The sequence below is a fragment of the Aliishimia ponticola genome (assembly GCF_004803475.1).
GTDB lineage: Bacteria > Pseudomonadota > Alphaproteobacteria > Rhodobacterales > Rhodobacteraceae > Aliishimia > Aliishimia ponticola.
This window is the reverse complement of sequence record NZ_SRKY01000006.1, coordinates 106,312-131,546: the sequence shown is the minus strand read 5'-3', so window position 1 is coordinate 131,546 and position 25,235 is coordinate 106,312. Positions and strand designations below refer to the sequence as shown.

Here is a 25,235-nt window from a genome sequence, read left to right as displayed (position 1 = left end):
CATAAAGAAGGATTGAAAATATGCGTCACGCGAGAGGCTATCGCCGCCTGAACCGCACCCACGAACACCGCAAGGCGCTGTTCGCAAACATGGCCGGATCGCTCATTGAACATGAGCAGATCAAAACCACTCTGCCCAAGGCAAAAGAACTGCGCCCGATCGTTGAAAAACTGATCACGCTGGCAAAACGTGGTGACATCCACGCACGCCGTCAGGCCGCATCGCGCCTGAAGCAAGACCAGCACGTCGCGAAGCTGTTCGAAGTGCTTGGCCCCCGTTATGCAGAACGCTCCGGCGGGTATATCCGTATTCTGAAAGCTGGCTTCCGCTATGGCGACATGGCACCGATGGCGATCATCGAATTCGTCGATCGTGACCGTGACGCCAAAGGCGCGGCTGACAAAGCCCGCGTCGAAGCCGAAGAGGCGCTTGAGGATTAATCCTCGCGTCCATTCGACATGATTAAGCGCCACGTGGACCCCCACGTGGCGCTTTTCGTTTGGGTTGCCCTTCCTGCGTAAAGGGCACGGCGGCGCATCAGACAGCGTCCAGTTCGGCCTTCACGATCTTTTCGATCTCATGGACCGGATGGTTGGTGAGGGTCTTGGGTATTTCCGCCACGATCTTGTCTTGAACTTCTTGGTGCATGTCCGCGCGCAGCACGCCCAGCACTTGCGGGGATGCGACAAGAACAAGCCTGTCGAAATTTCCCTTATGCGCTTCCTCATACAGCATGTCTGCCAATTCCTTGGCAAAACGTTCCTTCGCCAATTCGTGCCAATCCGTATCATCCAGGGCAGAGCGATGGCCGTGCCCCACATCCGGCATCCGGCCCGGACGGTTCGCTGATTGCGCTTGGTCGCTGGGGTTGTCCTGTTCTTTTTCGCCGGTCACATCGAAATTGGGGTCTTCATGGTCCGTCTGGTTTCGCAGGAACAGAACCTTCTCGCTGTCGCTGACCACGATCAGGGTATCGTTGCGCAGTTTCGCCATGTCACTTTCCTTTCCTACTCTCGGGCCGCACCAGGATTTCCCCAAGGCGCGGCGGTCGCCCGCAATCGCGCTGGATCGCGGTCTGTGACGGGTCAACGTGCAGATCGCCCGACCGTTCCCCCGCGTGGGTTGATTTCACGGGGCGGCCTCGTCATATCCTGAGGAAACAGAGGGCTAGAAATGCTGCGTATTCTCACAATTTCGATCGCCGTGATCTTGTCTGCCATGACCGCTACCGCGCAGGAGCGTGTTCCGACCTCGCAGGCGGAAATATCGCTCAGCTTTGCGCCGTTGGTAAAACAAGCCGCGCCTGCCGTGGTGAATATCTATGCCAAGCGAGTGACGGTGGAACGGCGGACGCCTTTCATGAACGATCCGTTTTTTGAGCGCTTCTTTGAAGGCTTCGGCCAGCCGACGCCGCGGGTGCAGAATTCGCTAGGCTCGGGTGTGATCCTGACCCCGGATGGTCTGATCGTGTCGAATTACCACGTGGTCGGCATGGCGACGGAAATCCGGGTCGTGCTGAATGACCGCCGCGAATTCGATGCGACCGTGTTGCTGGGGGACGAGGATTCCGATCTGGCGATCCTGCAACTGGAAGGGGCGGAGGATTTGCCAAGCCTGAACCTGCGCAACTCGGACGAGGTTGAGGTGGGCGAACTGGTTCTGGCGATTGGCAACCCGTTCGGGGTCGGTCAAACCGTGTCCTCCGGCATCGTATCCGGGCTGGCGCGATCGGGCGGCGTGCGCGGTTCCGGGCGGGGGTATTTCATCCAGACTGACGCCCCGATCAATCCGGGCAATTCCGGCGGGGCCTTGGTGGATATCGCCGGCAACCTTATCGGGATCAACACGCAGATCGTCAGCCGCTCTGGCGGGTCCAACGGCATCGGTTTCGCGATACCGGCCAATCTGGTCGCGGCTTTCGTCGAACAAGCGCGCGCGGGGCAGCCCCGTTTCGCCCGCCCATGGGCCGGAATGAACGGGCAGTCCGTCGACCAGGGCATCGCGGAAAGCATTGGTCTGGATGTTCCCGAAGGGGTCGTGATCTCCAACCTCCATGAGGACAGCCCCTTTGCGCGCGCGGGCTTTCAGGTGGGCGATGTGATCACCGCAGTTGAAGGTGTTCCGGTGAACTCCCCTGCCGAGATGGTCTATCGCATGTCCGTCTCGACCGAGGATGATGTGCTTGTGGATTACGTGCGCGGTGGCGACCGGGGCAGCGTGCTGGTCACGCTTCAACCCGCGCCGGATGACCCGCCGCGTGAAGAAACGGAACTGCCGCGCGAAACGGTTCTGCCGGGCATGAAACTGGTACGCATCAATCCTGCCGTGATTGCGGAATATAACCTGCCACTTCAGGCCGACGGGGTTCTGGTGACCGATCCGGGGCGCCTTGGCGCGCAGGTCGGGTTGCGGCCCGGCGATGTGATTTCGCTGATCAACGGCACGCGGGTCGAAACCCCGGCGATGGTGCGTCAGGCCCTGACGCGCTCTGGCCGCTATCGGCTTGCGGTCCTGCGCGGCACCCGCCGCGTTGTTCTGACATTCCGGACCTGAGTGTGGCGGATCTTTTCGATAAGGGCGCGGCGACAGAGCCGAAGGCCGGTTACCGCCCGCTTGCAGATCGCTTGCGACCGACCTCGCTGGATGAGGTGATCGGCCAGCGGCAAATTCTGGGCCCGGATGCGCCGCTGACGGTGATGCTGTCCTCCGGCGCGCTGTCCTCGCTGGTGTTTTGGGGGCCACCCGGCGTCGGCAAAACCACCATCGCGCGGCTTCTGGCCCATGAAACCGATCTGCATTTTGAACAGATCAGCGCCATTTTCACTGGTGTCGCGGACCTGAAGAAAGTGTTCGAGGCCGCGCGCCTGCGCCACGAGAACGGGCGCGGCACATTGCTGTTCGTGGACGAGATTCACCGTTTCAACAAGGCGCAGCAAGACGGGTTTCTGCCGCATATGGAAAACGGCACCATCCTTCTGGTGGGCGCGACGACGGAAAACCCCAGCTTTGAACTGAACGCGGCGCTGTTGTCGCGGGCGCAAGTGCTGGTGCTCGAACGGCTTGGCACGGAGGATCTGGAACAGCTTCTGGGCAAGGCGGAATCCGATCTGGCCCAGCCTGTCCCGCTGGATGCTCAGGCGCGGGCCGCCTTGGTCGAGATGGCCGACGGCGACGGGCGCGCGCTTTTGAATCTGGTGGAGCAGGTCTCCGCATGGAAGGTGGATGCGCCGCTGGATACCGAAGCGCTGACAACGCGGCTCATGCGGCGGGCGACGAAATACGACAAATCCGGCGACGAGCATTACAATCTTATCTCTGCGCTGCACAAATCCGTGCGCGGCTCTGACCCGGATGCGGCGCTGTATTGGTTGGCGCGTATGCTGAAGGGCGGCGAAGACCCGCGCTTTCTGGCCCGGCGCATTACCCGCATGGCGGTGGAGGATATCGGCCTTGCCGATCCGCAGGCGCAGGGCCTGTGCCTTCAGGCCTGGGAAACATATGAGAGGCTGGGCAGCCCCGAGGGCGAATTGGCGCTGGCGCAAGCCGTGGCGTATCTGGCCTTGGCGCCCAAATCCAACGCGACCTATGTGGCCTACAAGGCGGCGATGCGTGAAGCGGGGCAATCCGGCTCTGCGCCGCCGCCCAAGCATATCCTGAACGCGCCCACCCGGTTGATGAAGGATAACGGCTATGGCGACGGTTATGCCTATGACCACAATGCCGAAGACGGCTTTTCGGGACAGAATTACTTTCCCGACGGGATGGACCGGCAGCAGTTCTATCAGCCAGTCGAACGCGGCTATGAGCGTGAGTTGAAAAAGCGCGTGGCCTACTTTGAGAAGCTGCGCAGCAAGCGGCAAACTTGACTCTGCCCTTGGTGCGCGCGATGGACGCGCCCATGCTATCGACCTTATCATTCGTGGCGCTCGGGGGCGCACTTGGCGCATCGCTGCGCTGGCTTTGGGGCGTGGGGGTTCTGCGCCTGCTGGGGCCGTCGCAATTTCCCGTTGCGGTCATGGGGGCGAATATTCTTGGCTCCTTCCTGATGGGGCTATTCGTGGTGGTCGCGGCGCAGCGCGGCCTGACGCATCTAAGCCCTTTCGTGATGACCGGGCTTTTGGGCGGGTTCACGACCTTCTCGGCGTTTTCGCTTGAGACAATGACGCTGATCGAGCGCGGTCAGATCACCAGCGCGCTGATCTATGTCGCGCTGTCCGTTGGATGTTCCATCGCTGGGCTGGCGCTTGGGCTGCTGGTTGCAAGGAGTGTAATGACATGAGCGGTGTGCAAACCGTCACCATCCCGGAAGGCGAAGGGGATCAGCGTCTTGACCGTTGGCTGAAGCGCCGCTTCCCGCAGCTGTCGCAGGGGCGCATCGAAAAGATGTGCCGCAAGGGCGAATTGCGGATTGACGGCGGGCGGGTCAAGGCGAACAGCCGGATCGAGGTCGGCCAGCAGGTGCGTATCCCGCCCTTGCCGGACGAAAACGCGCCACCCCCGCCGCCCAAGCCCAAGGTCAGCGCGGCGGATGCTGAAATGATCCAGTCCTGCGTGATCTGGAAAGACGACCATATCATCGCACTGAACAAACCGCCCGGATTGCCGGTGCAGGGCGGGTCGGGCCAGACGCGGCACGTGGATGGCATGGGCGAAGCCCTGCGGTTCGGAATGGACGAAAATCCGCGGCTCGTACACCGGCTGGACAAGGACACTTCGGGCGTTCTGTTGCTGGCGCGGACACGGCAGGCGGCCCAAGCGCTGACCGCAGCGATCCGGCACCGCAAAACGCGCAAGATTTACTGGGCGCTCGTCGCTGGCGTACCGACCCCGTACTTGGGCGAAATCAAATACGGTCTGGTCAAAGCGGGCGGACATGGCGCGGGCGGCGAAGGCGAAAAGATGCGCGCAGTGCATCCGCGCGATGTGGACGACACGCCCGGCGCAAAGCGCGCGCTGACATTCTACGCCACGCTTTACCGCGTCGCCTCGCGCGCGGCGTGGGTCGCGATGGAGCCTGTGACCGGCCGCACGCACCAATTGCGCGCCCACATGGCAGAGATCGGGCACCCGATCATCGGTGATGGCAAATATGGCGGCTCCAGTCAGGAAAACATGGGCGACGGATGGGGCGCGCAGCTAGGTGGCATCATTTCCCGCAAGCTGCATCTTCATGCGCGTACCATCGGTTTCGAACATCCGATCACCGGCGCGCCGATCGTGATCCATGCCCCGCTGCCGCAGCATATGGCCGAAACGTGGAACACGCTGGGTTGGGAGGAATCCTATGCCGACGAAGACCCGTTCGAGGCGCTGCGATGACGCTGAAACTGGTCGTCTTCGATGTCGACGGGACTTTGGTGGACAGTCAGGCGGAAATTCTGGGCGCGATGACCACCGCCTTTGCCGACGCAGGGCACACCGCGCCGGATCGCGATGCGATCTTGTCCATTGTGGGTCTGTCGCTGCCGGTGGCGATGGCAAAACTGGTGCCAGACCTGTCCGCCGCTGATCAGGACGCCTTGGTCGCTGGCTATAAGCGCGCCTACGCGAATCAGCGGGCGCGCGGGCAGGCGGGGCCGCTCTATCCCGGTATCTCTGATCTGCTCGACCGGCTTGCGGGGCAGCATGACCTGCTGCTGGGGGTTGCGACGGGCAAATCCCGGCGCGGTTTGACCGCGCTGCTGGAACATCACGCGCTGGGCCGCCATTTCGTCACCACGCAAGTCGCCGACGATCATCCATCGAAACCGCACCCATCCATGTTGATGGCCGCGCTCAGCGAAACCGGAGTCGCGCCAGAGGCCGCGCTGATGATCGGGGACACCAGCTTTGACATGCAAATGGGGGTGAATGCGCGGGTCGGGACCATCGGCGTGACATGGGGCTATCACCCGCAGCACGCGCTGACGTCGGCACGAGCCATTGCGCATACGGTGTCTGACCTGGAACAGGCAATTGAAAGCTCGCTGGAGGATATTCGATGAGCGAATGGAAGATGAAACGCTTCTGGAAGCAGGCCGATATCGCCGAGGCAGAGGAAGGCTTCACCGTCGCGCTGGACGGACGCCCGATCAAGACGCCCGCGAAACAGGGCCTGATCGTGCCCACGAAAGCCCTGGCCGAGAGCATCGCGGCGGAATGGGACGCGCAAGAAGGCGAGGTCGACCCCGAATCGATGCCCTTCACGCGGCTGTCGAACTCCGCTTTGGACAAGGTTGCGCGGCAACATGAGGCGGTTGCGCAGATCATTGCTGAATATGGTGGCAGCGACTTGCTATGTTATCGGGCACACTCCCCCGAGGAGCTGGTCCAGCGGCAGGCAGAGGCATGGGACCGGCTGCTGGATTGGGCGCAGACGGACCTGAGCGTTCGGCTGGATACGCAGTCCGGAATGATGCCGATCCCGCAGCCCGAAACGAGCCAGCAGGAGATCCGCCGCCGCACCGCAGAATTGGATCCGTTCGCGCTCACTGCATTGCATGAATTGGTCTCGCTTTCCGGGTCTTGGGTGCTTGGATACGCGGTTTTGACCGGGCATGAATCCCCGGATACCGCATGGACAACAGCGCTGGTCGACGAGATCTGGCAGGAAGAACAATGGGGCGCGGATGAAGAGGCCGGAGAGGCCCGCGCGGTCAAACAGAATGCGTTCGTGACGGCCTATCGTTTCGCCGATCTCAGCCGCACGTCCTGACAGGCAAGCGGACCGTTTTGCAGCGCTGAAATTACAGGCCGAGTACCAAATTTTAAGCGATTTTGATCGGACCTGACTTGACCTTTCGGCATTTAATCGCTCAGAGTCCCTGCACTCGTAGGGGGAGTTCTGCGAGGTATGGCCTTCGATCATGTGATGGTCGGATAAAGCCGCCGAACAAAGGGGCGGCAAATCAGGAAGAGGTAAACATGAATAAATCCGTAGTTTTTGGCGCGCTGACCGTAGCCGGTCTTGCGGCGGGCGCAGCAGCCGCTGGGACGCTGGACGATGTTAAGGCGCGCGGCAAGCTGAATTGCGGCGTCTCCACCGGGCTGGTCGGTTTCGCCGCGCCGGACGCGAGTGGTGAGTGGAAAGGTTTCGACGTTGCAGTCTGCCGTGCAGTTGCAGCCGCAGTTCTGGACGACCCATCCGCCGTTGAATTCGTGCCGACAACCGGCAAGACGCGCTTCACCGCGCTGGCATCCGGCGAGATCGACATGCTGGCACGTAACACAACATGGACTTTCAGCCGCGACGTGGACCTGAAGTTTGAATTCGTCGGCGTGAACTACTACGACGGTCAGGGCTTCATGATCCCGAAAGAGCTGGGCGTGTCCTCCGCCAAGGAACTGGACGGCGCGACTGTCTGCATCCAGACCGGCACCACGACCGAGCTGAACCTCGCGGACTTCTTCCGCGCGAACAACATCAGCTACGAGCCGGTTCCGATCGAAACCAACGCCGAAGCGCAGCAGCAGTACCTTGCTGGCGCATGTGACGTTTACACCACGGACGCCTCCGGTCTGGCCGCAACACGTGCGACCTTCGAAAACCCGGGCGACCACATCGTTCTGCCGGAAATCGTGTCCAAAGAGCCGCTCGGCCCGCTGGTACGTCACGGTGACAACGAGTGGGGCGACATCGTGCGCTGGACTCTGAACGCGCTGATCAGCGCCGAAGAACTGGGCGTCACATCCACGAACGTTGCCGGCCTTGGCGAAAAAGCCAACCCGGAAACACCGGAGATCAACCGTCTGCTCGGCACCGAAGGCAACCTGGGCGAGATGCTCGGCCTTGACGCTGACTGGGCGAAGCGCGCGATTGCCGTCGAAGGCAACTATGGCGAGATCTTCGAAAAGAACATCGGTGAGTCCACGCCGATCGGTCTGGCCCGTGGCCTGAACGGTCAGTGGAAAAACGGCGGCCTGCTTTACAGCCCGCCCTTCCGTTAAGCACAACTGCTCAAGGGCGCGGCGTCAGTTCGCGCCCTTGGCTTGTCCAGCGTAATAAAACTCGGCCCTGCAAAGAATATACGCTGAAATAAAAGGGCTGATTCACGGGGAACCTCCATGGCAACGTTGACCGACCCACCGCAGGAGTCGTTCCAGCTATCAATGCTGTTGAACGACACGCGGTACCGCTCCTATACATTCCAATTCATCGCGCTCATCGTCCTTATCGCAATTATGGCGTATCTGATGAGCAACCTGTTCGCGAACCTGCGTGCTGCGGGTCTGAACATCTCTTACGGCTTTCTGACCGACCCTGCGGGGTATGATATCAACCAGCGGCTGATTGAATATGACAGTCAGTCCACGCACCTGCGTGCGGCCCTTGTTGGTATTCTCAATACGCTTCTGGTCGCGTCCATGGCCTGTGTCACCGCCACCATCCTTGGGGTGATTGCCGGTGTCCTGCGCCTGTCGAAGAACTGGCTCGTCTCCAAGCTGATGGCGTTCTACGTCGAAGCCTTCCGCAACGTGCCGGTGTTTATCTGGATCCTGATGATCGGCACGTTCGTCACGCTGAGTGGCGATGCGCCCAAGGCCTTCCTTGGCGAAAACCCATCGCGCGAGATGTTCCTTGGCGGCTTCGCCTTCACCAACCGGGGGCTGTATATGCCAGCCGTCACCGCGGGTGCCGGTGCGGGAATTGTCGTTCTGGTGTTCCTTGCCAGCATCGTGGCGGCGTTCTGGTGGCGCAGCCACGTCAAGAAAACGCTGTTCAAGACCGGCAAGCTTTTGCCCGCTTGGGTGTTCTGGCCGATCCTGATCGTGCCGGCGATCTTGGCGCAACTTGTGCTGGGCAGCCCGCTGGGCCTTATCGCGCCCGACACCATGGCCAACCGCTTCAACATTCAGGGCGGCCTGCTGCTTGGTAAACCGCTGATCGCGTTGTGGCTGGCGCTGTCCGTCTATACCGGTGCCTTCATCGCTGAAAACGTGCGTGCGGGTATTCAGGCGGTCAATCGTGGCCAGACGGAAGCTGCCGCATCGCTGGGTCTGCGTCCGGGGCGGATCATGAACCTTGTGGTTCTGCCGCAAGCGTTGCGCGTCATCATCCCGCCGCTGATCTCGCAATACCTGAACATCACCAAGAACTCGTCGCTCGCCATTGCGGTCGGATACGCCGACATCACCGCGACGCTGGGCGGGATCACCCTGAACCAGACGGGCCGGGCGATCGAATGCGTTCTGCTGCTGATGTTGTTCTACCTGACGATCTCGCTGCTGATTTCGGCGGTGATGAACGTCTACAACAAATCCGTTTCGCTGAAGGAGCGCTGAGTCATGTCCGATACACATGCCCAATCCGTCGCCTTCGTGCGCGAAACCCAAATCCCGCCCTCCGATCCGCCATCATCGCAGACCGGTGCCGTGAAATGGATGCATGAGAACCTCTTTTCAAGCTGGTTCTATGGGCTGCTCACGCTGCTCAGCCTCTATGTCATCTACGTGGTCCTGGCGGGCTTCCTGCCCTGGCTGTTCAACGGTGTCTGGCAAGCGTCGAGCATTCGTGAATGCCGCGAGGTTCTGGATGGCGCGACAGGTGGCTGTTTTGCCGTTCTGACAGAGCGTTGGAATCAGCTTCTGTTCGGCATTGCGTACCCGCAAGACAGCTATTGGCGGCCGCTTCTGGCCTTCGTGCTGCTGTTCATCGCGGCCGCGCCGGTGTTGTTCGCCATGCTGCCGCGTCAGATGCTGCTGTTCACCGCGATCTATCCGTTCCTGGCCTTCTGGTTGATCTGGGGCGGCACGATCCTGTGGCCGCTTCTGGCACTGGCCGGGTTCATCGTTGGCTATGTTGTCTTTGGCCGACTGGTCAAACAAAGCTTCGCCTACGGGTTTTTCGGCGCCATCGTGGCAGCAATGATCACGTGGTGGATCGGCGGCTTCATCGTCCCGGCCATCGCGCCTGAACAAACCCTGCTGTCAGCGGTTCCGTCCCGTGACATGGGCGGCTTCATGCTGAACATGATCCTGGGCACCGTCTGCGTTTCGCTGTCGCTGCCCATCGGCATCGTACTGGCGCTGGGCCGTCAATCCTCCATGCCGATCATCAAGTGGATTTGCGTGGTCTATATCGAGTTCATTCGCGGCGTGCCGCTGATTACGCTGCTCTTCGTGGCAAGCGTTGTGCTGGCGTATTTCTTCCCGCCGGGATCGAATCTCGACCTCGTGCTGCGCGTGATCATCATGATCACGATGTTCAGCTCTGCCTATATCGCCGAGGTGATCCGCGGCGGGCTGGCAGCGTTGCCGCGCGGCCAATACGAGGCGGCGGACAGCCTTGGGCTGGACTACCCGCAAGCCATGCGCCTGATCGTCCTTCCGCAAGCGCTCAAAATCTCCATCCCGGGGATCGTGAACGTGGCGGTTGGTCTGTTCAAGGACACCACGCTGGTTTCCGTGATCTCGATGTTCGACCTCGTCGGCGCGATCCGTGGACCGATCCTTGCCGCGACCGAATGGAACGGCGTCTACTGGGAGCTGTGGCTCTTTGCAGCGCTGCTGTTTTTCATCGTGTGCTACGGCATTTCTCAATACTCGCAATGGCTCGAACGCCAGCTTGCGACCGACCACCGCTAAGGAGTGGCTGACATGAATGAAGTTCTCGCCAAAACCGCCAATGTCGACATGAACGTGTCCGACGAAGAGGCGATCCGCATCGAGAAGATGAACAAGTGGTATGGCTCTTTCCACGTGCTGCGCGACATCGACCTGACCGTGAACCGCGGTGAACGGATCGTTATCGCGGGCCCGTCCGGGTCTGGGAAATCCACGCTGATCCGCTGCATCAACGCATTGGAAGAGCATCAGAAAGGCCGGATCGAAGTGGATGGCACCGTGCTGTCCTCTGATGTGAAGAACATCGACAAGATCCGGTCCGAGGTTGGCATGGTGTTCCAGCACTTCAACCTGTTCCCGCATCTGACCATTCTGGAAAACTGCACGCTGGCGCCGATCTGGGTTCGCAAGACCCCGAAGAAAGAGGCAGAAGAAACGGCGATGCATTTCCTTGAAAAGGTGAAGATCCCCGATCAGGCGCTGAAATATCCGGGGCAGTTGTCCGGTGGTCAGCAGCAGCGTGTGGCCATTGCGCGCTCGCTCTGCATGCGGCCACGGATCATGCTGTTCGACGAACCGACATCGGCGCTTGACCCCGAGATGATCAAGGAAGTGCTCGACACGATGGTGGAGCTGGCGGAAGAGGGCATGACCATGCTCTGCGTCACCCACGAGATGGGCTTTGCCCGTCAGGTCGCTAACCGTGTAATCTTTATGGATGAAGGCCAGATCGTCGAACAGAACGAGCCTGAGGAATTCTTCAACAATCCGCAAAACCCGCGGACCCAGTTGTTCCTTAGCCAGATCCTCGGCCACTAACCTCGTAGGGTGCGCTTCAGCGCACCTTGCCCAGAACTTCGCGTGGGATGGCAAAATCGGTCGCGTGGCCTTGCCCCCACGCCACTTCTGACCACTCCTTCACATCGAAATCAGCAACCAGCGTGGCGCAGGTCGGGAAATCGTCGAACCGGGCGTGATCCGGCGCGTCGCTTAGGATGCGCACGGCGAAATCCGCCATGCCGGGGTTATGCCCAAGGATCAGCACGCAGCGCCCCTCTGCCGAGCGTAGCGCCGCCAGAATATCCGCCGGACCGGCGTGATAGAGGGCGTCAGTGATTTGGGGCGCCGCATCATCCAGCCCTAACCCTTCCAGCGTTTCCTGTGTGCGGCGCGCGGAAGAGCATATCACCTGATCCGGCACATAGCCGTTCTGCCTTAGCCAGTCGCCCATCGCCGCCGCAGAGGCGACACCGCGCGGGTTCAAGGGGCGTGCATGATCGGCAAGACCAGCGCTGTCCCAGCTGGATTTCGCGTGGCGCATCAGGATCAAGCGACGCATCGGCCTATGCTCCCACAAAGGCGCGCATGTGAAAGCCCGATTGCTCCGGCGCGCGCCCAAAGCTTTGGCTGACGGGGCAGGCGCGGCGCACCAAGCACCCGCCGGTCAGGCAATCGGCCCCCTGTGGCGCGCGGATATATGCCTTGCACGTCGGTACGTCGTAGGGCGCATCGGTGGACAGGGCGCTGACAGGGCAGGCGGTGGCGCAGGGCGTGCCCACGCAACCTGTACAGGGGGAAGGGGCTGTCACGGGGTCACCCACGCTCAGCGCCGCCCCACGCAGCGCCCCACGGATCGAAATCATCAGCCCCGCCCGGTCATGCACCATCATCCCGGTGGGGCTTTGCCAGAATTGCCCGCTACCCAGCGCCCAGGCGATGAAGGGCAGGTAGGGCGGCCCATCGGAGGGGAACAGCGCTTCGGCCTTCGTGTCCGCCGCCACCGTGCCGATCACGCGCTTGGACCAACGGTCCAGCGGGTCAGCGCGCCCATCGTTATATTCCGGGCTTTGTGTGAATACGGGCCACATCGCGGGCGCGGCCCCGATCAGGATCAAACCGCCGTCATCGACCTTCAGGCTGCCCATCACGAACAGACCCGCGGGCGCGACCGCGCGGTTGACGTCCTCTGGCGTCATTTCCGGCGGAAGGGCAGGGCAAGGCTCCACCCAAGGCGCGAGGGGCGGTCATCCTGCCATTCCAGCCCGATTGTCATGTCGTCATGCCCGGCTTCCGGCTGCGCGATATAGGTGCCGAACAGCCGATCCCAGATCGACAGCGAGAATCCGTAATTGCTGTCATGCTCATGCCGATGCACCGAATGATGAACCCGGTGCATGTCCGGCGTGACCAAAAACAGCCGGACGAACCGATCCAGCCACAGGGGCAGGCGGATATTGGCGTGGTTGAACATGGCGGTGCCGTTCAGGATGATCTCGAACAGGATGATCGCAAGTGCCGATGGCCCGATCACATAGACCAGCCCGATCTTCAGCAACATGGACAGGGCGATCTCGACCGGGTGAAAGCGAATAGCGGTCGTTACGTCGATATCCCGGTCCGCATGATGAACCCGGTGCAAGCGCCAGAGCAGCGGAATTTTATGCGTGATGAGATGCTGCGCCCAGATGGCGAAGTCAAAGATCAGCACCGCGAGAATGACTTCCAGCGCTGCGGGCCAGCCTAGCTGGTTGAAAAGCCCCCAACCATTCGCCTCTGCGTCGATCGCGGCCCCCACGGCCAGAAGCGGCAGGCCAAAGGCCAAGGCCCGCAGGGCGAGCGTGTTGGCAATCGTAATCGCCCAGTTTGTCACCCAGCGGGTTTTGCGCGGCTGGGTGCGGACACGGCGGGGGGCCCATGCCTCGACCACTGCGAACAGCGTAAAAAGCCCCAGAAAGACGGCAAAGCGAATGAAAGTCTCGTTTTCCATATGCCAGACATACAGCCTGCCCGCGCGCGGGCAATGGCGCGTGATGACACATCTGCGCGAGAAGCGCCGTGGTTAGCGGGGGCGGATCAGGCTCCCGGCACCATGTTCGGTGAAAAGTTCCAGCAGACATGCATTGTCCACGCGCCCGTCGATGATGACGACCGCCCGCACGCCGCTGGCAATGGCATCCAATGCGGTTTCGGTCTTGGGGATCATGCCGCCCGCGATTACGCCGTCGCGGGTCATTTCGCGAATCTGGTCCGCGGTCAGTTCCGTCACGACCTCTCCATCGCCATTCTTGACGCCGGACACATCGGTCAACAGCAGCAGCCGGTCCGCCTTGAGCGCACCAGCGATCGCGCCTGCTGCGGTGTCGCCATTCACGTTGAAGCTTTCGCCCGCGCGGCCCGCGCCCAATGGGGCGATGACGGGGATCATCTCTTTTTCGAACAGCGTGTGCAGGATCGCGGGGTCGATCTGGCTGGGCTGGCCGACCAGCCCCAGATCGGGGTTCGCCGCCTCACAATACATGAGGTTGGCATCCTTGCCCGACAGCCCGACCGCACGCCCCCCTTGCCGATTGATCGCCTGCACGATGCGTTTGTTGACAAGGCCGGACAGAACCATTTCGACCACGTCGATGGTTGCCTTGTCGGTGACGCGTTTGCCGCCGACAAATTCCGACTGAATGCCAAGCTTATCCAGCATCGCGTTGATCATGGGGCCGCCCCCATGCACCACGACAGGGTTCACACCAACCTGACGCATCAGCACCACGTCGCGGGCGAAGCTTTCCATCGCGGCATCGCTGCCCATCGCGTGACCGCCCAGTTTGATGACCACGACCGCGTCCGTGTAGCGCTGCAAATAGGGCAGGGCCTGATTGAGCGTCGCGGCTGTGGAAATCCAATCCTGATTCATGTCTCTGGGCTTCATCGCTGTCATCCTTGGCTGGATCCCGTTTTGCAGCGCTTTACGCAGCGCAGCAAGAGCGGATCATTCCAGCGTCGCGATGATAGCGCGCAATGTGTCGATGCCATCGCCCTTTTCGGACGAGGTCAGCACGATTTCCGGGAAGGCGGCGGGGTGCTTCGACAGGGCGCTGCGAACCTGCGCCAGTACTTTTTCGCGATCCTTTTCCTTGACCTTGTCGGCCTTGGTCAGAACCACCTGAAATGTCACGGCAGAGCTGTCGAGAAGCGACAGAATCTCTTCATCCACGGTTTTCACCCCGTGGCGTGCGTCGATCAGAACGAAGGCGCGGCGCAGCGTTTGCCGCCCGCTGAGATATTGTTTCAGCAGCGCTTGCCATTTCTTCACGACGTCCAGCGGCGCGTTGGCGAAGCCATAGCCGGGAAGATCGACAAGGTAATGCGCCTCGCCGACGGTGAAGAAATTGATTTCCTGTGTGCGGCCCGGCGTATTGGATGCGCGCGCCAGCCCTTTTCGACCGGTGAGGGCGTTGATCAGGCTGGACTTGCCTACATTCGACCGCCCGGCAAAGCAGACCTCCACCCGGTCGGCATCGGGCAGGCCGGACATCGCGACGACGCCTTTCAGAAATTCAGCCGTGCCGCCGGCGAAAAGCTGGTGCCCGGCGCGGGCCGCACCTTCATCCGGGGTGTCCGCAAGCGGGAAGGGGAGCGAAGTCATACTGTCACCGTATCGCCCGCAGCGATCTTTCCGCCAGATGTGACGGTCGCGTAGACGCCAAAATCCATGTGTTCCCAACCTTGGCGCAGCACCCGGACAGGTTCCGCGTCGCGTTCGCCGGTGTCGGGGTTTGCCTCAGTCGCGCGGCACCGGGTGATCCGGTCGGTGACTTCAAGCGTGACCTCACCAATGCGGATCGTTTTGCCCAGAAGGTCGAACTCTTCCCAGGGGGCCAGCCCGTCGATCCACAGATTGCCACGAAACCGGCGCGGGTCCAGATCGGTCTGGGCCGCTTGCGACAACGCACGCAGGCTCGAATGGTTCATCACGGAAACCTGCGCCACGCCATTATCCGCCATTCCCTGCGCTGGTGCCTTGACCAGGCTGGCGGCGGCGGGCTGCGTGTCCGGCCAAAGCGGGGCAACCCAATCCATCAGCTTGTCGCCATCGTGCGCCGGATCGAAATCCAGCGGTGCGAGATCCGGGTGGGTCAGGGTGATCCGTCCATCCGTCGCGCTTTGCGCCGCGACTTGTGCCAGACGCGGGCCATGGGCCACCACCAGAAAATTGCGCCGGGGTTGCCACGCATCTGTCGGCTCCGACCGCTCGTGGCGCAGGGCCCACGCCCGGTCGCCGGGAAGTGGCGCGCCAGCGGTCAGCGTCGTGTCCGCCAGCCTCTCGCAGCCAATCCCCTTGACCGGGTGTCGCCAGATCTGCGCCAGCGTCGCAGTCATGCGTCGTCCTTACCCTTGGACCGGAAGCTGCCACGGATGTTGCCAAGAATATCCGGGGTGTAGCCCTGCGACCGCATGATGATGTATTGCTGCGAGAAGGTGATCACGTTGTTGGCGATCCAGTAGATCACAAGCCCGCTCGCAAAGCCGCCCAGCATGAACATGAACACCCACGGCATCCACGCAAAGATCATCTGTTGCGTCGGATCGGTTGGTGCCGGGTTCAGTTTCTGTTGCAGCCACATCGAAATGCCAAGGATCAGCGGCAGGATACCGATGAAGATCAGCGCGAGGATCGACCCCGGCTCGGGCGAATCGAAAGGCAGCAAACCAAAGAGGTTGATCAGCGAGGTCGGGTCAGGCGTGCTCAAATCGCGGAACGGGCCCAGCCAAGAGGCTTGACGCAGTTCGATCGTGACGAAGATCACCTTGTAGAGCGAGAAGAAGATCGGAATCTGCAGCAGGATCGGCAGACACCCCGCGGCCGGATTGACCTTCTCGCGCTTGTACAGCTCCATCATCTCCTGTTGGAGCTTTTGCCGGTCGTCACCTGCACGCTCTTTCAGCTTTTCCATTTCCGGCTGAAGCTCTTTCATCTTCGCCATGGAAACATAGGATTTGTACGCCAACGGGAAGAGCACGGCCTTGATGATCAGCGTCAGACCGATGATGGCCCACCCCATATTGCCGATCAGCTTGTTCAACTCGTGCAGCAACCAGAAGATCGGCTTGGTCAGGAAGAAGAACCAGCCCCAGTCGATGCTGTCGATGAATTTGGCGACGCCTGCATTTTGGTAGGCGCGGATGGTTTCCCATTCCTTGGCACCGGCGAAAAGCTGTGTGGTCACAGAAGACGACGCACCCGGAGCGACTGTCTGCGTGCCCAATGTCGCAGAGGTCTGATAGATGCCCCGGTTCGGCTCTAGGAACGTTTCCAGTTTCGCAGTGGCCTGCGCTGGCGGAATCAGCACGCTCTGCCAGTAGTGATCGGTGAAACCGGTCCAACCGGCCTCGGTCACATCGACGCGGTCGCGGCTACCGTCATCTGCGAAATCGTCCCAATCCGTTTCGGTCAGTTCGTCATCCGCGAAACGGATCGCGCCTTCGTGCAGGATGAAGAAGTTCTTCGCATCCGCAGGCTGGCCGTGGCGGGCCAACACGCCGTAGGGCGCAAGGCTGACTGCCGCTTCGGTGTTGTTGCGCACCGACTGCGTGACGGAGAACATGAAGTCTTCGTCGACCGCGATCACACGCTCAAACAGGAGGCCCGCGCCATTGTCCCATTGCAGGGTGATCGGGCTGTCGGGGCCAAGCGTTTCGCCCTGTGTCAGGGTCCACTCGGTGAATGCGCCGGGCACTTGATCCGGGGCGATGCCCGCGCTTGGTGCCCAACCATAGAGCGCGTAATAAGGCTCCGCACTGCCGACGGGTGCCAGCATGGTCACGATCTCTGCGCCCGGTTCGATCGAGGTCTTGTACTGCTTCAGCGACAGATCGTCGATCCGGCCACCGATAAGCGAGATCGTGCCCGAAAGGCTGGGCGTTTCGATCGCGACACGGGGGGCGTTCTGAATGTCGGTATCGACAGGCGCGGTTGTGCCCTGGGCGGTTTGCCCCGGTGCGCTGGCCTGCGGCGCCGACGCGGTGGAGGGCACAGGCGCTTCCAGCGGTGCTTCCAGACTTGCATTGTCGAGGGTCGCTTCAGGTTCTGGGGGCGGGAACACCACAAACCAGATGAGGATCACCAAGAAGCTCAGCGCCACTGCAAGGATGAGGTTTTTATTCTGATCGTCCATCGCGGACAGCCACCTATCGCCATTGAACCGTTAGTCGCGCCTTCAACGCGACCCGGCCCCAAAGGTCAAGGGTCAAGGGCTGTAAACCGGGCGTCGCAAGGCGCACAGAGGCAGGGTTTATGGCAGGATGCCGGGTTGGGCACGTGCTTGTCGCCTCGCCTGCCAGATTATCCGGCGGCGCGGCCAATATCCGGCGGCGCCTGCAATTTCGCATTGTGAGAGCGAATCCAGCCCAGCGTCTGATCGAAGGGCATGGGCTTGCCAATGCCATAGCCCTGAACATGGGTGCAGCCCAGCTGCGCCAGCAGCGAGTGTTCGCCAACGGTCTCGACCCCTTCGGCCAGCGTTTCCAGATCAAGCTTCTCGGCCATGGTCAGGATCGCGCGGATCATACGTTGCTGGTCGGCATCGCGGTCGGATTTCATCACGAAGGAGCGGTCGATCTTGATGCGACCGACACCGAACCGGCGGATCGAATTGAGAGAGGCATGTCCGGTCCCGAAATCGTCCAGATCGATTGAACAGCCCAGCATCCGTAGACCCTGAATGTTGCGGGTGATGACATCATCCGGCCCGTCGGCCACGACGGTTTCCAAAATCTCCACCACCATTCGTTCGGGCGCGATTTCGAAACGGTCCAGTTCCCACGATATCTTTTCGACGAGGTTCGGATCGGACAGTTCGGCACTTGAGAAGTTGATCCCGACCTGATGCACATCGACGCCCGCCTGATCCCAAGCGCGCATGGATGTGAACGCGTGATAGATCATCACTTCGGACAAGCGTCCCATTCGGTGCGCCGCTTCCAGTTGCGGCAGGAATTCCGCCGGAGCAATGGGGCCGCGCGTCGGATGTATCCACCGCGCGAGCGCCTCGAAACCAGTGATTTTGCCTGTATCTGTCGAGATTTGCGGCTGGAACCATGCGACGATCTCGCCGTTTTCCAATGCCTCGACCGCATCGTCAGCACCGGTTTCAGACCTGTCGCTTACCGCGCGCGCCTTGTGGTTGTAGGCACGGATGGAACCATGGGACGACGCCTGAGCATGGCCCATCGCCTCTATCGCGCAGGCCGCGACCGGGTCCATCTCGTCAACGGTGGTGACCGCGCTTTCCCGGCCAAGCTGGCAGAACCCGATAGAGGCGGTGAGGTAGACCGACGTCCCGTCGATGGAAAAAGGTTCCGCCAAATTACCAGCGATCCGGCCTGCCAGTTCAAGGCAAGTTTCCAGATCAAGACTGCTTTGCGGCGTCAGGCACAGACCGAAGATGCTGGTATCCAGCGTTCCGACAAGGTCGTCTTTACGGACCATGCTGGCAATGCGCAGGCTGCATTCGTCAAGCACCTTGTCCATCGCGCCGCGCCCATAACGGTTCACCAGATCGGGGAAATCGTCGATGGCAATCATGAAGATCACGGCTTTGCGCCCGGCGGTTCGGGCCGCGCCCATGTATTCCCGCGCCGCAGCGTGGAATTCCGTTGGCGACAGCGTTCCAGCCCGGCTCCACGTGGTGGGGGCGGGCATGACAAGCCGGGGCAGCAGAATGTTCAAGCCCGCGAGGATGGGGGTGCCGATCGCGACGAGGGTCAGACCCATTTCGCCGCCAAGCCAGTAGGCCAGCAGGCAAAGCGCCGGGGTGAGCACCATCAGTCCGACCGCGGTTCCGTTTGACAGGAAGCGCTGATGCGCACTGCGCATGGAAGTGTTCTTGGTCTCTTTCGCCACGGGTTGCCTCACGAAATTGTTCACGAGGACCTTACCCAGTGCACGTCACGTCGAGGTTAATCGCGCAAGTCAGGTGGCGCAGAATCTACATCGAATTGTTCCGATTTCGTTCTCATCAGCCCGGTGAAGTCGAACAGCTTCGGGTCCAGCAGGTGCGACGGTCTTGCATTCATCAAAGAGCGGAACATGACCTGCCGGCGTCCGGGCGAATTGGCCTCCCAACCGTCGAGAATCTGTTTCACTTGTTGGCGTTGCAGCCCATCTTGCGAACCGCAGAGATCGCATGGAATGATCGGGTAATTCATCGCCTGCGCAAACCGTTCGCAGTCAGCCTCGGCCACATGCGCCAGCGGGCGGTAAACGAACAGATCGCCTTCTTCGTTCAGCAGTTTCGGCGGCATGGTCGCGAGCCGACCGCCGTGGAACAGGTTCATGAAAAACGTTTCGAGAATATCGTCCCGATGATGGCCCAGAACGACCGCTGTGCAGCCCTCTTCGCGCGCGATTCGATAGAGAATACCGCGTCTCAGACGCGAACAAAGCGCGCAGAACGTTCGGCCTTGCGGCACCTTGTCCATCACAACGGAATACGTGTCCTGATATTCGATCCGGTGCGGCACCTGCCGTGTTTCCAGAAATTCGGGCAGTACGGTCGCGGGAAATCCCGGCTGGCCCTGATCCAGATTGCAGGCCAAAAGCTCCACCGGCAGCAGGCCGCGCCACTTGAGTTCGTAGAGCACCGCAAGAAGCGTATAGCTGTCCTTGCCGCCGGAAAGGCAAACGAGCCACTTCCCGCCCGGTTCGATCATGCCGTATTGTTCGATCGCCTCGCGCGTATGCCGCACGATCCGCTTGCGAAGCTTGCGGAACTCGGTTGATTTCGGCGCGCCCTGAAAGAGCGGGTGCATGTCATCGGCATCATCCAGCATGACGCGGCACTAACGCAGGCAGCGCAGGCAATCAAGCGGCAGTGCGGCTGGCGGTGGGGCGCGTTACAGCACGGCGTCCGGGTAGGCATGGACCAGCGCGGCCCAGCTTTCTTCATAGGCGGCGGTAAGACTCGCGGCGTCCTCGGCGTTCCATAAGGAAAAGGGCGGGTTGTCTTGCGTCACCGGATATCTGCGCCGCGCCCGCCGAATCCGTTTGCGCGGCTCTTTGAGGCTGGCCCCCGGGGCGTTGCGGCGCAGGATATGCGCGACCGCGTCGCGGGACAGGTTCTGGAACTTGGACGCCCCGTCGGGCGGCAGCGGCATCCCCGGCGCGAGCATGTCGAACACTTGCGGCGCGACCTTTGCGAAATCCTCGTGTCGCCAGATCTTGAGCCGCGCGCGAGGCAGGGCAGCGCGGATGTCGTGCAGCACATGTTCCCAGCGATTGGGCAGGGTACGCAGCAGCGGCTTCAGATGTTCGGCATCGAACAGCTTGCCGCGGCGCAGGGTCGTCGTGAAACAGGAAGAAAAGAAGCTGCCATAATCGCGCACCGCGAAAATCACGGTGACATTGGGATGGTCCAGCTCCGTTGGCAGCGACCGCAGGTTCGGTTCGAGAAACGGCAAGATATGCCCCGCCGTCAGACATTCGCGGGGGGAGCCCAAAATGCCTTCCTCTGACAGAGTGATCTGACGCAGACCGGGGGTACTTGCGCAGAGTTCGAGCGCATCCAGCAACTTGGTGCGGTTTTCGCGCTCCAGCCGGGCCTGTTCATCCGGGTGCTTTCCGCCCAACCGGTGCAATCCATGACGGCCGCGCAGATCGGATGGCAGGATCACGGCGGTTCCCTGATCGGCCAGCATATCGCGCTGGTCGCGCATGGTGGCCTGAATATGGGTCGTCGCGGTCTTATGCGCCCCCAGATGCAGGATCACCTTGCCGGACGCAAGAAACCCGCCGAGCGCGGCACGCGGTGCTGGCTCGGCGGGGGGCGATATCACGACTGCGCGTCCAGCTTGTCCTGCGTGCGCGTCTCGAAGTCAGAGGCATCGTGACGTTCGCGCAATTGCTCCGACGGCTCGCCAAACGCCTTGTTGACCATCCGGCCACGCTGCACCGGCTTACGTTCCAGCACTTCGTCCGCCCAGCGGATCACGTTCTTGTAACTTTGCACATCCAAAAATTCGCCCGCATTGTAAGAGGCACCATGCACGGTGCGCCCGTACCACGGCCAGATCGCCATATCCGCGATGGTGTAGTCATCGCCGACCATATAGCGGCTTTTTGCCAGATGTCGGTCCAGCACGTCGAGCTGGCGTTTGACCTCCATCGTGAAGCGGTTGATCGGGTATTCCATCGGCTCTGGCGCATAGGCATAGAAATGGCCGAAGCCGCCGCCCAGATAAGGGGCGCTGCCCATCTGCCAGAACAACCAGGACAGCATCTCTGCCCGCTTTTCCTTGGGGCCGAGGAAGGCATCGAACTTTTCCGCCAAGTGCATCAGGATCGCGCCGGATTCGAAGACGCGGATCGGCTCTGGCCCGGACCGGTCCATCAGCGCCGGAATTTTCGAGTTGGGGTTGATGTCCACAAAGCCGGAGCCGAACTGATCGCCCTCGCTGATATCGATCAACCACGCGTCATATTCCGCGCCGCTATGGCCCGCGGCCAGCAGTTCTTCGAACATGATGGTGACTTTGACGCCATTGGGCGTGCCCAGCGAATAAAGTTGGAACGGGTGCTTCCCGATCGGCAACTCCTTATCGTGGGTCGGGCCTGAAATCGGGCGGTTGATGGAGGCAAAGCGCCCCCCGCTTTCCTGTTCCCATTTCCAGACTTTGGGTGGTGTGTAAGCTTCGGTCATGCGCGACTCCCTGTTCGTCGGGGCCAACGTAACGTGCCAGAAACTGAATGCTAGTCCTTGGGAACCGGATCGTAGCCGGACGCGCCCCAAGGATGGCAGCGCCCGATACGGCGCAGAGTCAGCCATGTGCCACGTATCGCGCCGTGCTTTTCCAGCGCTTCCAAAGCATAGGCCGAACAGGTGGGTTGGTAGCGGCAATTATGGCCGACCCAAGGGGAAAACAGCAGCCGATAGGCCCGAACCGGCAGCGCCGCGATATGGGCCAACGGCGTCACAGCGCCGCCTTCAGATCACGCAGCATTTGGTCGAAAGGGCGCGTCGCGGTCTTTTCCGCCCGGCCGATCAACACGTAATCGTGACCGGGTTTGCCATGCACAGGTAGAACAAGCCGCGCGATTTCGCGCAGGCGGCGTTTGGCGCGGTTGCGGGCGACGGCATTGCCCACTTTCTTGGAACAGGTAAATCCGACCCGGATCGCCGGGTCATCGTCGCGCCGATTGCGGATTTGCAGGATGAATCCCGGCGACGGCACCTTGCGGCCACGCGCGGCGCGCAGAAAATCGCTCCGGTTTCGCAGAACCGAAACAGGCAAAGCCGCCAAAGGGGCGGACCCTTCGGCGGCTTCTGCTTGCACATCGTGCATCGTCGCGCTTAGGCGCTGAGCGATTTCCGACCCCGTGCGCGACGCGCGTTCAGGATCTTGCGGCCGGCTTTGGTGGCCATGCGCGCGCGGAAGCCGTGACGCCGTTTGCGTACGAGGTTCGACGGTTGGTAAGTGCGTTTCATCGCAAAATCTCCGGATCGGGCAGGCGCACGCATCGGATTCGGCGCCGGTCATGTATTCGAAGCCCGCCCATTAAAGGTATGTGACTGCCAAGTCAAACGTCTCGAACCCATTTTTTACGGGTTCTGCAACATAACCTGCACGCAAGACGCATATTTTGTTTCAGAACCCGGGAAAAGTCGGTTTTTCCTGTCACTCGCGATCAAGCGCGCGTGAGGGGCCTATCTCAGGGCGCTGCTACCGGCCATCTAGGTTGGACACACCAAGCAAGGAAAGGCCGTCCGCGATGAGCGCGACCAGCAAGACAGAAAATTCCGGACTGGCACGATATCTGCCGATCCTCGCGATTCTGGCCGTGGCCGGGGTGGGGGCCTTTGCCCTGCGCGACACGCTGAACTTCGAAACCCTGCGCGAGCATCGGGAGGCGCTTCTGGCGTTCCGTGATGCCAATTTCGCGCTGACGGCGCTGGGCTTTGTCGCGGCCTATATGCTGATCGTCGCGTTTTCGCTTCCGGGCGCAACCGTTGCGACCCTGACGGGCGGGTTCCTGTTTGGCACCGTGCTTGGCACAGGGTTGAACGTGGTCGCCGCAACCTTGGGCGCGATTCTCATCTTTCTGGCCGCGCGCGCTGGCTTTGGCCGGGCACTGGCCGAAAAGATGCATACCGCAGAAGGCAAGATCGCGCGTGTGAAACGGGGCATCGATGAAAACCAATGGTCGATGCTGTTCCTGATCCGGCTTGTTCCCGTGGTGCCGTTCTTCGTCGCCAACTTGTTGCCCGCGCTGCTGAACGTGCCGCTGCACCGCTATGCGATCACCACGTTTTTCGGAATCATTCCGGGGGGCTTGGTCTTTACCTCGGTCGGGGCCGGGCTGGGCAAGGTCTTTGCCGCCGGTGAGTCGCCTGACCTGAGCATCATCTTCGCCCCGCATGTGCTGGGACCAATTCTAGGACTTGCCGCGCTGTCGGCGCTTCCTATCGTTATCAAGGCCGTAAGTGGTCGGAAGGACATCTGACGTGGAACAAATCAAAACCGACATACTGGTCATCGGGGCCGGGTCCGGCGGGCTTTCCGTCGCCTCTGGCGCGGTGCAAATGGGGGCCGACGTGGTCTTGCTGGAAGGCCACAAAATGGGCGGGGATTGCCTGAACTTCGGCTGCGTCCCCTCAAAGGCGCTGATCGCATCCGGGAAGGCGGCCTATGGACAGGCCCATAGCGACGTCTACGGTGTGGCCAATGTGGTGCCGCAAGTGGACTACGCGGCGGCCAAGGATCATGTGCATGACGTGATTGCGCAGATCGCACCTGTCGACAGTCAGGAACGGTTCGAGGGCCTCGGCGTCCGGGTCATCCGCGAATATGGCAGCTTTATCTCTGATACGCAGGTTAAGGCGGGTGATGCCGTCATCACCGCGCGCCGGATCGTGATCGCCACGGGTTCCAGTCCCTTGGTGCCGCCGATCCCCGGCTTGGACGATGTCCCCTATGAGACGAATGAAACCGTGTTCGATCTGCGCACGCGGCCTGATCATCTGCTGATCATCGGCGGCGGCCCTATCGGCATGGAAATGGCGCAGGCGCATATACGCCTGGGAACGAAGGTGACGGTCATCGAAGGCGACCGGGCGCTGGGCAAGGACGATCCCGAAGCCGCAGCTTTGGTTCTGGAAAGCCAGCGCGCGGAGGGCGTTATCATCGAAGAGGGCGCCAAGGCCGAGAAAATCTCCGGCACCGGCGGCGCGATAGAAGTGCTGGCCGCCGATGGGCGCGTGTTCAAAGGCTCTCACCTTCTGATGGCGGTGGGACGCAAATCCAATATCGACAAGCTGAACCTTGACGCCGCCGGGATCGAGACCACGAAAACCGGGATCAAGGTGGATGACAGCCTGCGCACCACCAACCGCAAGGTCTATGCCATCGGCGATGTGGCCGGCGGGATGCAGTTCACCCACGTGGCGGGCTATCACGCGGGGGTCATCATCAGGTCGATCCTGTTCGGATTGCCGTCGAAAGCCAGCACCTCTCATATCCCCTGGGCCACCTACACGGACCCCGAATTGGCGCAAATCGGCCTGACCGAAGAACAGGCGCGCGAGGAACATGGCGATCGCATGGAAGTCGCGCGGTTCGACTTCCACCATAACGACCGCCTGATCGCAGAGCGTAAAACGAAGGGCTTCATCAAGGCGATGATCGTCAAGGGCCGCCCGGTGGGGGTGACCATCGTCGGCCATCAGGCGGGCGAGCTGATCAACTTCTGGTCCTTGGTGATGGTCAACAAGCTGAAGATGAGTCAGGTCTCTGCCATGGTGTCGCCCTATCCCACCGTGACAGAGGTCAACAAGCGCGTGGCCGGGGCCTATTTCACGCCGCGCCTGTTTGAGAATCCGACCGTCAAAAGGGTTGTTGGACTGATCCAGCGTTTCGTTCCATAA

The 25,235-nt window shown here is 61.3% G+C and carries 28 protein-coding genes; 13 read left to right on the top strand and 15 right to left on the bottom strand.

Annotation, left to right across the window (positions count from 1 at the left end):
- The first annotated feature begins 20 nt into the window (after window positions 1–20).
- Window positions 21–440 carry a 50S ribosomal protein L17 gene (rplQ, locus tag E4Z66_RS18765; protein WP_136464614.1) on the top strand — a complete coding sequence of 140 codons (420 nt, stop codon included), beginning with the start codon at window positions 21–23 and terminating at the stop codon, window positions 438–440.
- A 97-nt stretch (window positions 441–537) separates the two neighbouring features.
- On the opposite strand, the gene E4Z66_RS18760 is transcribed toward rplQ, so the two are convergent.
- A complete protein-coding gene (locus tag E4Z66_RS18760) occupies window positions 538–993 on the bottom strand; it encodes a host attachment family protein (protein WP_136464613.1) in 456 nt (151 codons plus the stop codon).
- A 180-nt stretch (window positions 994–1,173) separates the two neighbouring features.
- On the opposite strand from E4Z66_RS18760, the gene E4Z66_RS18755 reads away from it, so the two are divergent.
- The 10 genes from E4Z66_RS18755 (at window position 1,174) to E4Z66_RS18710 (ending at window position 11,361) form a co-directional block, all read left to right on the top strand.
- A complete protein-coding gene (locus E4Z66_RS18755; protein ID WP_136464612.1) occupies window positions 1,174–2,553 on the top strand; it encodes a trypsin-like peptidase domain-containing protein in 1,380 nt (459 codons plus the stop codon).
- 2 nt (window positions 2,554–2,555) lie between these two features.
- Window positions 2,556–3,866 carry a replication-associated recombination protein A gene (locus E4Z66_RS18750; RefSeq protein ID WP_136464611.1) on the top strand — a complete coding sequence of 437 codons (1,311 nt, stop codon included), beginning with the start codon at window positions 2,556–2,558 and terminating at the stop codon, window positions 3,864–3,866.
- 32 nt (window positions 3,867–3,898) lie between these two features.
- Entirely contained in the window at window positions 3,899–4,279 is a 381-nt protein-coding gene (gene crcB / locus E4Z66_RS18745; RefSeq protein WP_136464610.1) for a fluoride efflux transporter CrcB, read from the top strand.
- Window positions 4,276–5,319 carry an RluA family pseudouridine synthase gene (locus E4Z66_RS18740; RefSeq protein ID WP_136464609.1) on the top strand — a complete coding sequence of 348 codons (1,044 nt, stop codon included), beginning with the start codon at window positions 4,276–4,278 and terminating at the stop codon, window positions 5,317–5,319. The genes crcB and E4Z66_RS18740 overlap by 4 nt, the downstream gene beginning before the upstream one ends.
- A complete protein-coding gene (locus E4Z66_RS18735) occupies window positions 5,316–5,984 on the top strand; it encodes an HAD-IA family hydrolase (RefSeq protein ID WP_136464608.1) in 669 nt (222 codons plus the stop codon). Before E4Z66_RS18740 ends, E4Z66_RS18735 begins: the two co-directional genes overlap by 4 nt.
- Window positions 5,981–6,694 (top strand): ATP12 family chaperone protein, encoded by a 714-nt coding sequence (locus E4Z66_RS18730; protein ID WP_136464607.1) that lies wholly within the window; start codon window positions 5,981–5,983, stop codon window positions 6,692–6,694. The genes E4Z66_RS18735 and E4Z66_RS18730 overlap by 4 nt, the downstream gene beginning before the upstream one ends.
- A 209-nt stretch (window positions 6,695–6,903) precedes the next feature.
- Complete coding sequence (locus E4Z66_RS18725; protein ID WP_136464606.1) at window positions 6,904–7,926, top strand: amino acid ABC transporter substrate-binding protein; 1,023 nt, start codon at window positions 6,904–6,906, stop codon at window positions 7,924–7,926.
- Between the two features lie 117 nt (window positions 7,927–8,043).
- Window positions 8,044–9,261 carry an amino acid ABC transporter permease gene (locus tag E4Z66_RS18720; RefSeq protein WP_136464605.1) on the top strand — a complete coding sequence of 406 codons (1,218 nt, stop codon included), beginning with the start codon at window positions 8,044–8,046 and terminating at the stop codon, window positions 9,259–9,261.
- A 3-nt stretch (window positions 9,262–9,264) separates the two neighbouring features.
- On the top strand, window positions 9,265–10,563 hold the full coding sequence (locus E4Z66_RS18715) for an amino acid ABC transporter permease (protein WP_136464604.1): 1,299 nt from the start codon (window positions 9,265–9,267) through the stop codon (window positions 10,561–10,563).
- Between the two features lie 48 nt (window positions 10,564–10,611).
- Window positions 10,612–11,361 (top strand): amino acid ABC transporter ATP-binding protein, encoded by a 750-nt coding sequence (locus tag E4Z66_RS18710; RefSeq protein WP_211097194.1) that lies wholly within the window; start codon window positions 10,612–10,614, stop codon window positions 11,359–11,361.
- Window positions 11,362–11,377: 16 nt separating this feature from the next.
- Here E4Z66_RS18710 and E4Z66_RS18705 read toward each other — a convergent pair whose 3' ends face one another.
- From E4Z66_RS18705 to rpmH, 14 genes are all read right to left on the bottom strand, one after another.
- On the bottom strand, window positions 11,378–11,881 hold the full coding sequence (locus E4Z66_RS18705) for a SixA phosphatase family protein (protein WP_136464602.1): 504 nt from the start codon (window positions 11,879–11,881) through the stop codon (window positions 11,378–11,380).
- Between the two features lie 4 nt (window positions 11,882–11,885).
- The gene (locus E4Z66_RS18700) at window positions 11,886–12,518 is read right to left on the bottom strand and encodes a ferredoxin (RefSeq protein ID WP_136464601.1); all 633 of its coding nucleotides are present in this window, start codon (window positions 12,516–12,518) and stop codon (window positions 11,886–11,888) included.
- The gene (locus E4Z66_RS18695) at window positions 12,515–13,309 is read right to left on the bottom strand and encodes a sterol desaturase family protein (protein ID WP_136464600.1); all 795 of its coding nucleotides are present in this window, start codon (window positions 13,307–13,309) and stop codon (window positions 12,515–12,517) included. The genes E4Z66_RS18700 and E4Z66_RS18695 overlap by 4 nt, the downstream gene beginning before the upstream one ends.
- A gap of 72 nt (window positions 13,310–13,381) precedes the next feature.
- Entirely contained in the window at window positions 13,382–14,245 is an 864-nt protein-coding gene (gene argB / locus E4Z66_RS18690) for an acetylglutamate kinase (protein ID WP_136464599.1), read from the bottom strand.
- Between the two features lie 60 nt (window positions 14,246–14,305).
- Window positions 14,306–14,962 (bottom strand): ribosome biogenesis GTP-binding protein YihA/YsxC, encoded by a 657-nt coding sequence (gene yihA, locus E4Z66_RS18685; protein WP_136464598.1) that lies wholly within the window; start codon window positions 14,960–14,962, stop codon window positions 14,306–14,308.
- A complete protein-coding gene (locus E4Z66_RS18680) occupies window positions 14,959–15,696 on the bottom strand; it encodes an MOSC domain-containing protein (protein ID WP_136464597.1) in 738 nt (245 codons plus the stop codon). Before E4Z66_RS18680 ends, yihA begins: the two co-directional genes overlap by 4 nt.
- Window positions 15,693–17,492, bottom strand: coding sequence for a membrane protein insertase YidC (yidC, locus tag E4Z66_RS18675; protein ID WP_136464596.1), 1,800 nt, complete (start codon window positions 17,490–17,492; stop codon window positions 15,693–15,695). Before yidC ends, E4Z66_RS18680 begins: the two co-directional genes overlap by 4 nt.
- Before the next feature lie 167 nt (window positions 17,493–17,659).
- A complete protein-coding gene (locus E4Z66_RS18670; RefSeq protein ID WP_246036088.1) occupies window positions 17,660–19,219 on the bottom strand; it encodes a putative bifunctional diguanylate cyclase/phosphodiesterase in 1,560 nt (519 codons plus the stop codon).
- A gap of 56 nt (window positions 19,220–19,275) precedes the next feature.
- Window positions 19,276–20,148 (bottom strand): tRNA 2-thiocytidine(32) synthetase TtcA, encoded by an 873-nt coding sequence (gene ttcA, locus E4Z66_RS18665; protein WP_136464595.1) that lies wholly within the window; start codon window positions 20,146–20,148, stop codon window positions 19,276–19,278.
- 63 nt (window positions 20,149–20,211) lie between these two features.
- Window positions 20,212–21,150, bottom strand: coding sequence for a hypothetical protein (locus E4Z66_RS18660; RefSeq protein WP_136464594.1), 939 nt, complete (start codon window positions 21,148–21,150; stop codon window positions 20,212–20,214).
- Window positions 21,147–22,013: a glutathione-dependent disulfide-bond oxidoreductase gene (yghU, locus tag E4Z66_RS18655; RefSeq protein ID WP_136464593.1), complete on the bottom strand. Its 867-nt coding sequence runs from the start codon at window positions 22,011–22,013 to the stop codon at window positions 21,147–21,149. The genes E4Z66_RS18660 and yghU overlap by 4 nt, the downstream gene beginning before the upstream one ends.
- Before the next feature lie 50 nt (window positions 22,014–22,063).
- Complete coding sequence (yidD, locus tag E4Z66_RS18650; RefSeq protein WP_136464592.1) at window positions 22,064–22,288, bottom strand: membrane protein insertion efficiency factor YidD; 225 nt, start codon at window positions 22,286–22,288, stop codon at window positions 22,064–22,066.
- Window positions 22,285–22,656 carry a ribonuclease P protein component gene (gene rnpA, locus E4Z66_RS18645; protein WP_136464591.1) on the bottom strand — a complete coding sequence of 124 codons (372 nt, stop codon included), beginning with the start codon at window positions 22,654–22,656 and terminating at the stop codon, window positions 22,285–22,287. Before rnpA ends, yidD begins: the two co-directional genes overlap by 4 nt.
- A gap of 8 nt (window positions 22,657–22,664) precedes the next feature.
- Entirely contained in the window at window positions 22,665–22,799 is a 135-nt protein-coding gene (rpmH, locus tag E4Z66_RS18640) for a 50S ribosomal protein L34 (protein ID WP_005980833.1), read from the bottom strand.
- Between the two features lie 284 nt (window positions 22,800–23,083).
- On the opposite strand from rpmH, the gene E4Z66_RS18635 reads away from it, so the two are divergent.
- Window positions 23,084–23,815, top strand: a complete 732-nt coding sequence (locus tag E4Z66_RS18635; RefSeq protein ID WP_136464590.1) for a TVP38/TMEM64 family protein — start codon at window positions 23,084–23,086, stop codon at window positions 23,813–23,815.
- 1 nt (window position 23,816) lies between these two features.
- The gene (locus tag E4Z66_RS18630; RefSeq protein ID WP_136464589.1) at window positions 23,817–25,235 is read left to right on the top strand and encodes a dihydrolipoyl dehydrogenase family protein; all 1,419 of its coding nucleotides are present in this window, start codon (window positions 23,817–23,819) and stop codon (window positions 25,233–25,235) included.

Bases quoted from the DNA above. Each gene is read 5' to 3' on its own strand.
- E4Z66_RS18720 (WP_136464605.1), top strand. From the start codon at position 8,044: ATGGCAACGTTGACCGACCCACCGCAGGAGTCGTTCCAGCTATCAATG.
- argB (WP_136464599.1), bottom strand. From the start codon at position 14,245: ATGAAGCCCAGAGACATGAATCAGGATTGGATTTCCACAGCCGCGACG.
- E4Z66_RS18700 (WP_136464601.1), bottom strand. From the start codon at position 12,518: ATGACGCCAGAGGACGTCAACCGCGCGGTCGCGCCCGCGGGTCTGTTC.
- E4Z66_RS18760 (WP_136464613.1), bottom strand. From the start codon at position 993: ATGGCGAAACTGCGCAACGATACCCTGATCGTGGTCAGCGACAGCGAG.
- rpmH (WP_005980833.1), bottom strand. From the start codon at position 22,799: ATGAAACGCACTTACCAACCGTCGAACCTCGTACGCAAACGGCGTCAC.
- E4Z66_RS18705 (WP_136464602.1), bottom strand. From the start codon at position 11,881: ATGCGTCGCTTGATCCTGATGCGCCACGCGAAATCCAGCTGGGACAGC.
- ttcA (WP_136464595.1), bottom strand. From the start codon at position 20,148: ATGCTGGATGATGCCGATGACATGCACCCGCTCTTTCAGGGCGCGCCG.
- E4Z66_RS18710 (WP_211097194.1), top strand. From the start codon at position 10,612: ATGAACGTGTCCGACGAAGAGGCGATCCGCATCGAGAAGATGAACAAG.
- E4Z66_RS18695 (WP_136464600.1), bottom strand. From the start codon at position 13,309: ATGGAAAACGAGACTTTCATTCGCTTTGCCGTCTTTCTGGGGCTTTTT.
- E4Z66_RS18635 (WP_136464590.1), top strand. From the start codon at position 23,084: ATGAGCGCGACCAGCAAGACAGAAAATTCCGGACTGGCACGATATCTG.
- yghU (WP_136464593.1), bottom strand. From the start codon at position 22,013: ATGACCGAAGCTTACACACCACCCAAAGTCTGGAAATGGGAACAGGAA.
- E4Z66_RS18755 (WP_136464612.1), top strand. From the start codon at position 1,174: ATGCTGCGTATTCTCACAATTTCGATCGCCGTGATCTTGTCTGCCATG.
- E4Z66_RS18715 (WP_136464604.1), top strand. From the start codon at position 9,265: ATGTCCGATACACATGCCCAATCCGTCGCCTTCGTGCGCGAAACCCAA.
- E4Z66_RS18740 (WP_136464609.1), top strand. From the start codon at position 4,276: ATGAGCGGTGTGCAAACCGTCACCATCCCGGAAGGCGAAGGGGATCAG.
- rnpA (WP_136464591.1), bottom strand. From the start codon at position 22,656: ATGCACGATGTGCAAGCAGAAGCCGCCGAAGGGTCCGCCCCTTTGGCG.
- E4Z66_RS18725 (WP_136464606.1), top strand. From the start codon at position 6,904: ATGAATAAATCCGTAGTTTTTGGCGCGCTGACCGTAGCCGGTCTTGCG.
- yidC (WP_136464596.1), bottom strand. From the start codon at position 17,492: ATGGACGATCAGAATAAAAACCTCATCCTTGCAGTGGCGCTGAGCTTC.
- E4Z66_RS18680 (WP_136464597.1), bottom strand. From the start codon at position 15,696: ATGACTGCGACGCTGGCGCAGATCTGGCGACACCCGGTCAAGGGGATT.
- crcB (WP_136464610.1), top strand. From the start codon at position 3,899: ATGCTATCGACCTTATCATTCGTGGCGCTCGGGGGCGCACTTGGCGCA.
- E4Z66_RS18735 (WP_136464608.1), top strand. From the start codon at position 5,316: ATGACGCTGAAACTGGTCGTCTTCGATGTCGACGGGACTTTGGTGGAC.
- E4Z66_RS18730 (WP_136464607.1), top strand. From the start codon at position 5,981: ATGAGCGAATGGAAGATGAAACGCTTCTGGAAGCAGGCCGATATCGCC.
- rplQ (WP_136464614.1), top strand. From the start codon at position 21: ATGCGTCACGCGAGAGGCTATCGCCGCCTGAACCGCACCCACGAACAC.
- yihA (WP_136464598.1), bottom strand. From the start codon at position 14,962: ATGACTTCGCTCCCCTTCCCGCTTGCGGACACCCCGGATGAAGGTGCG.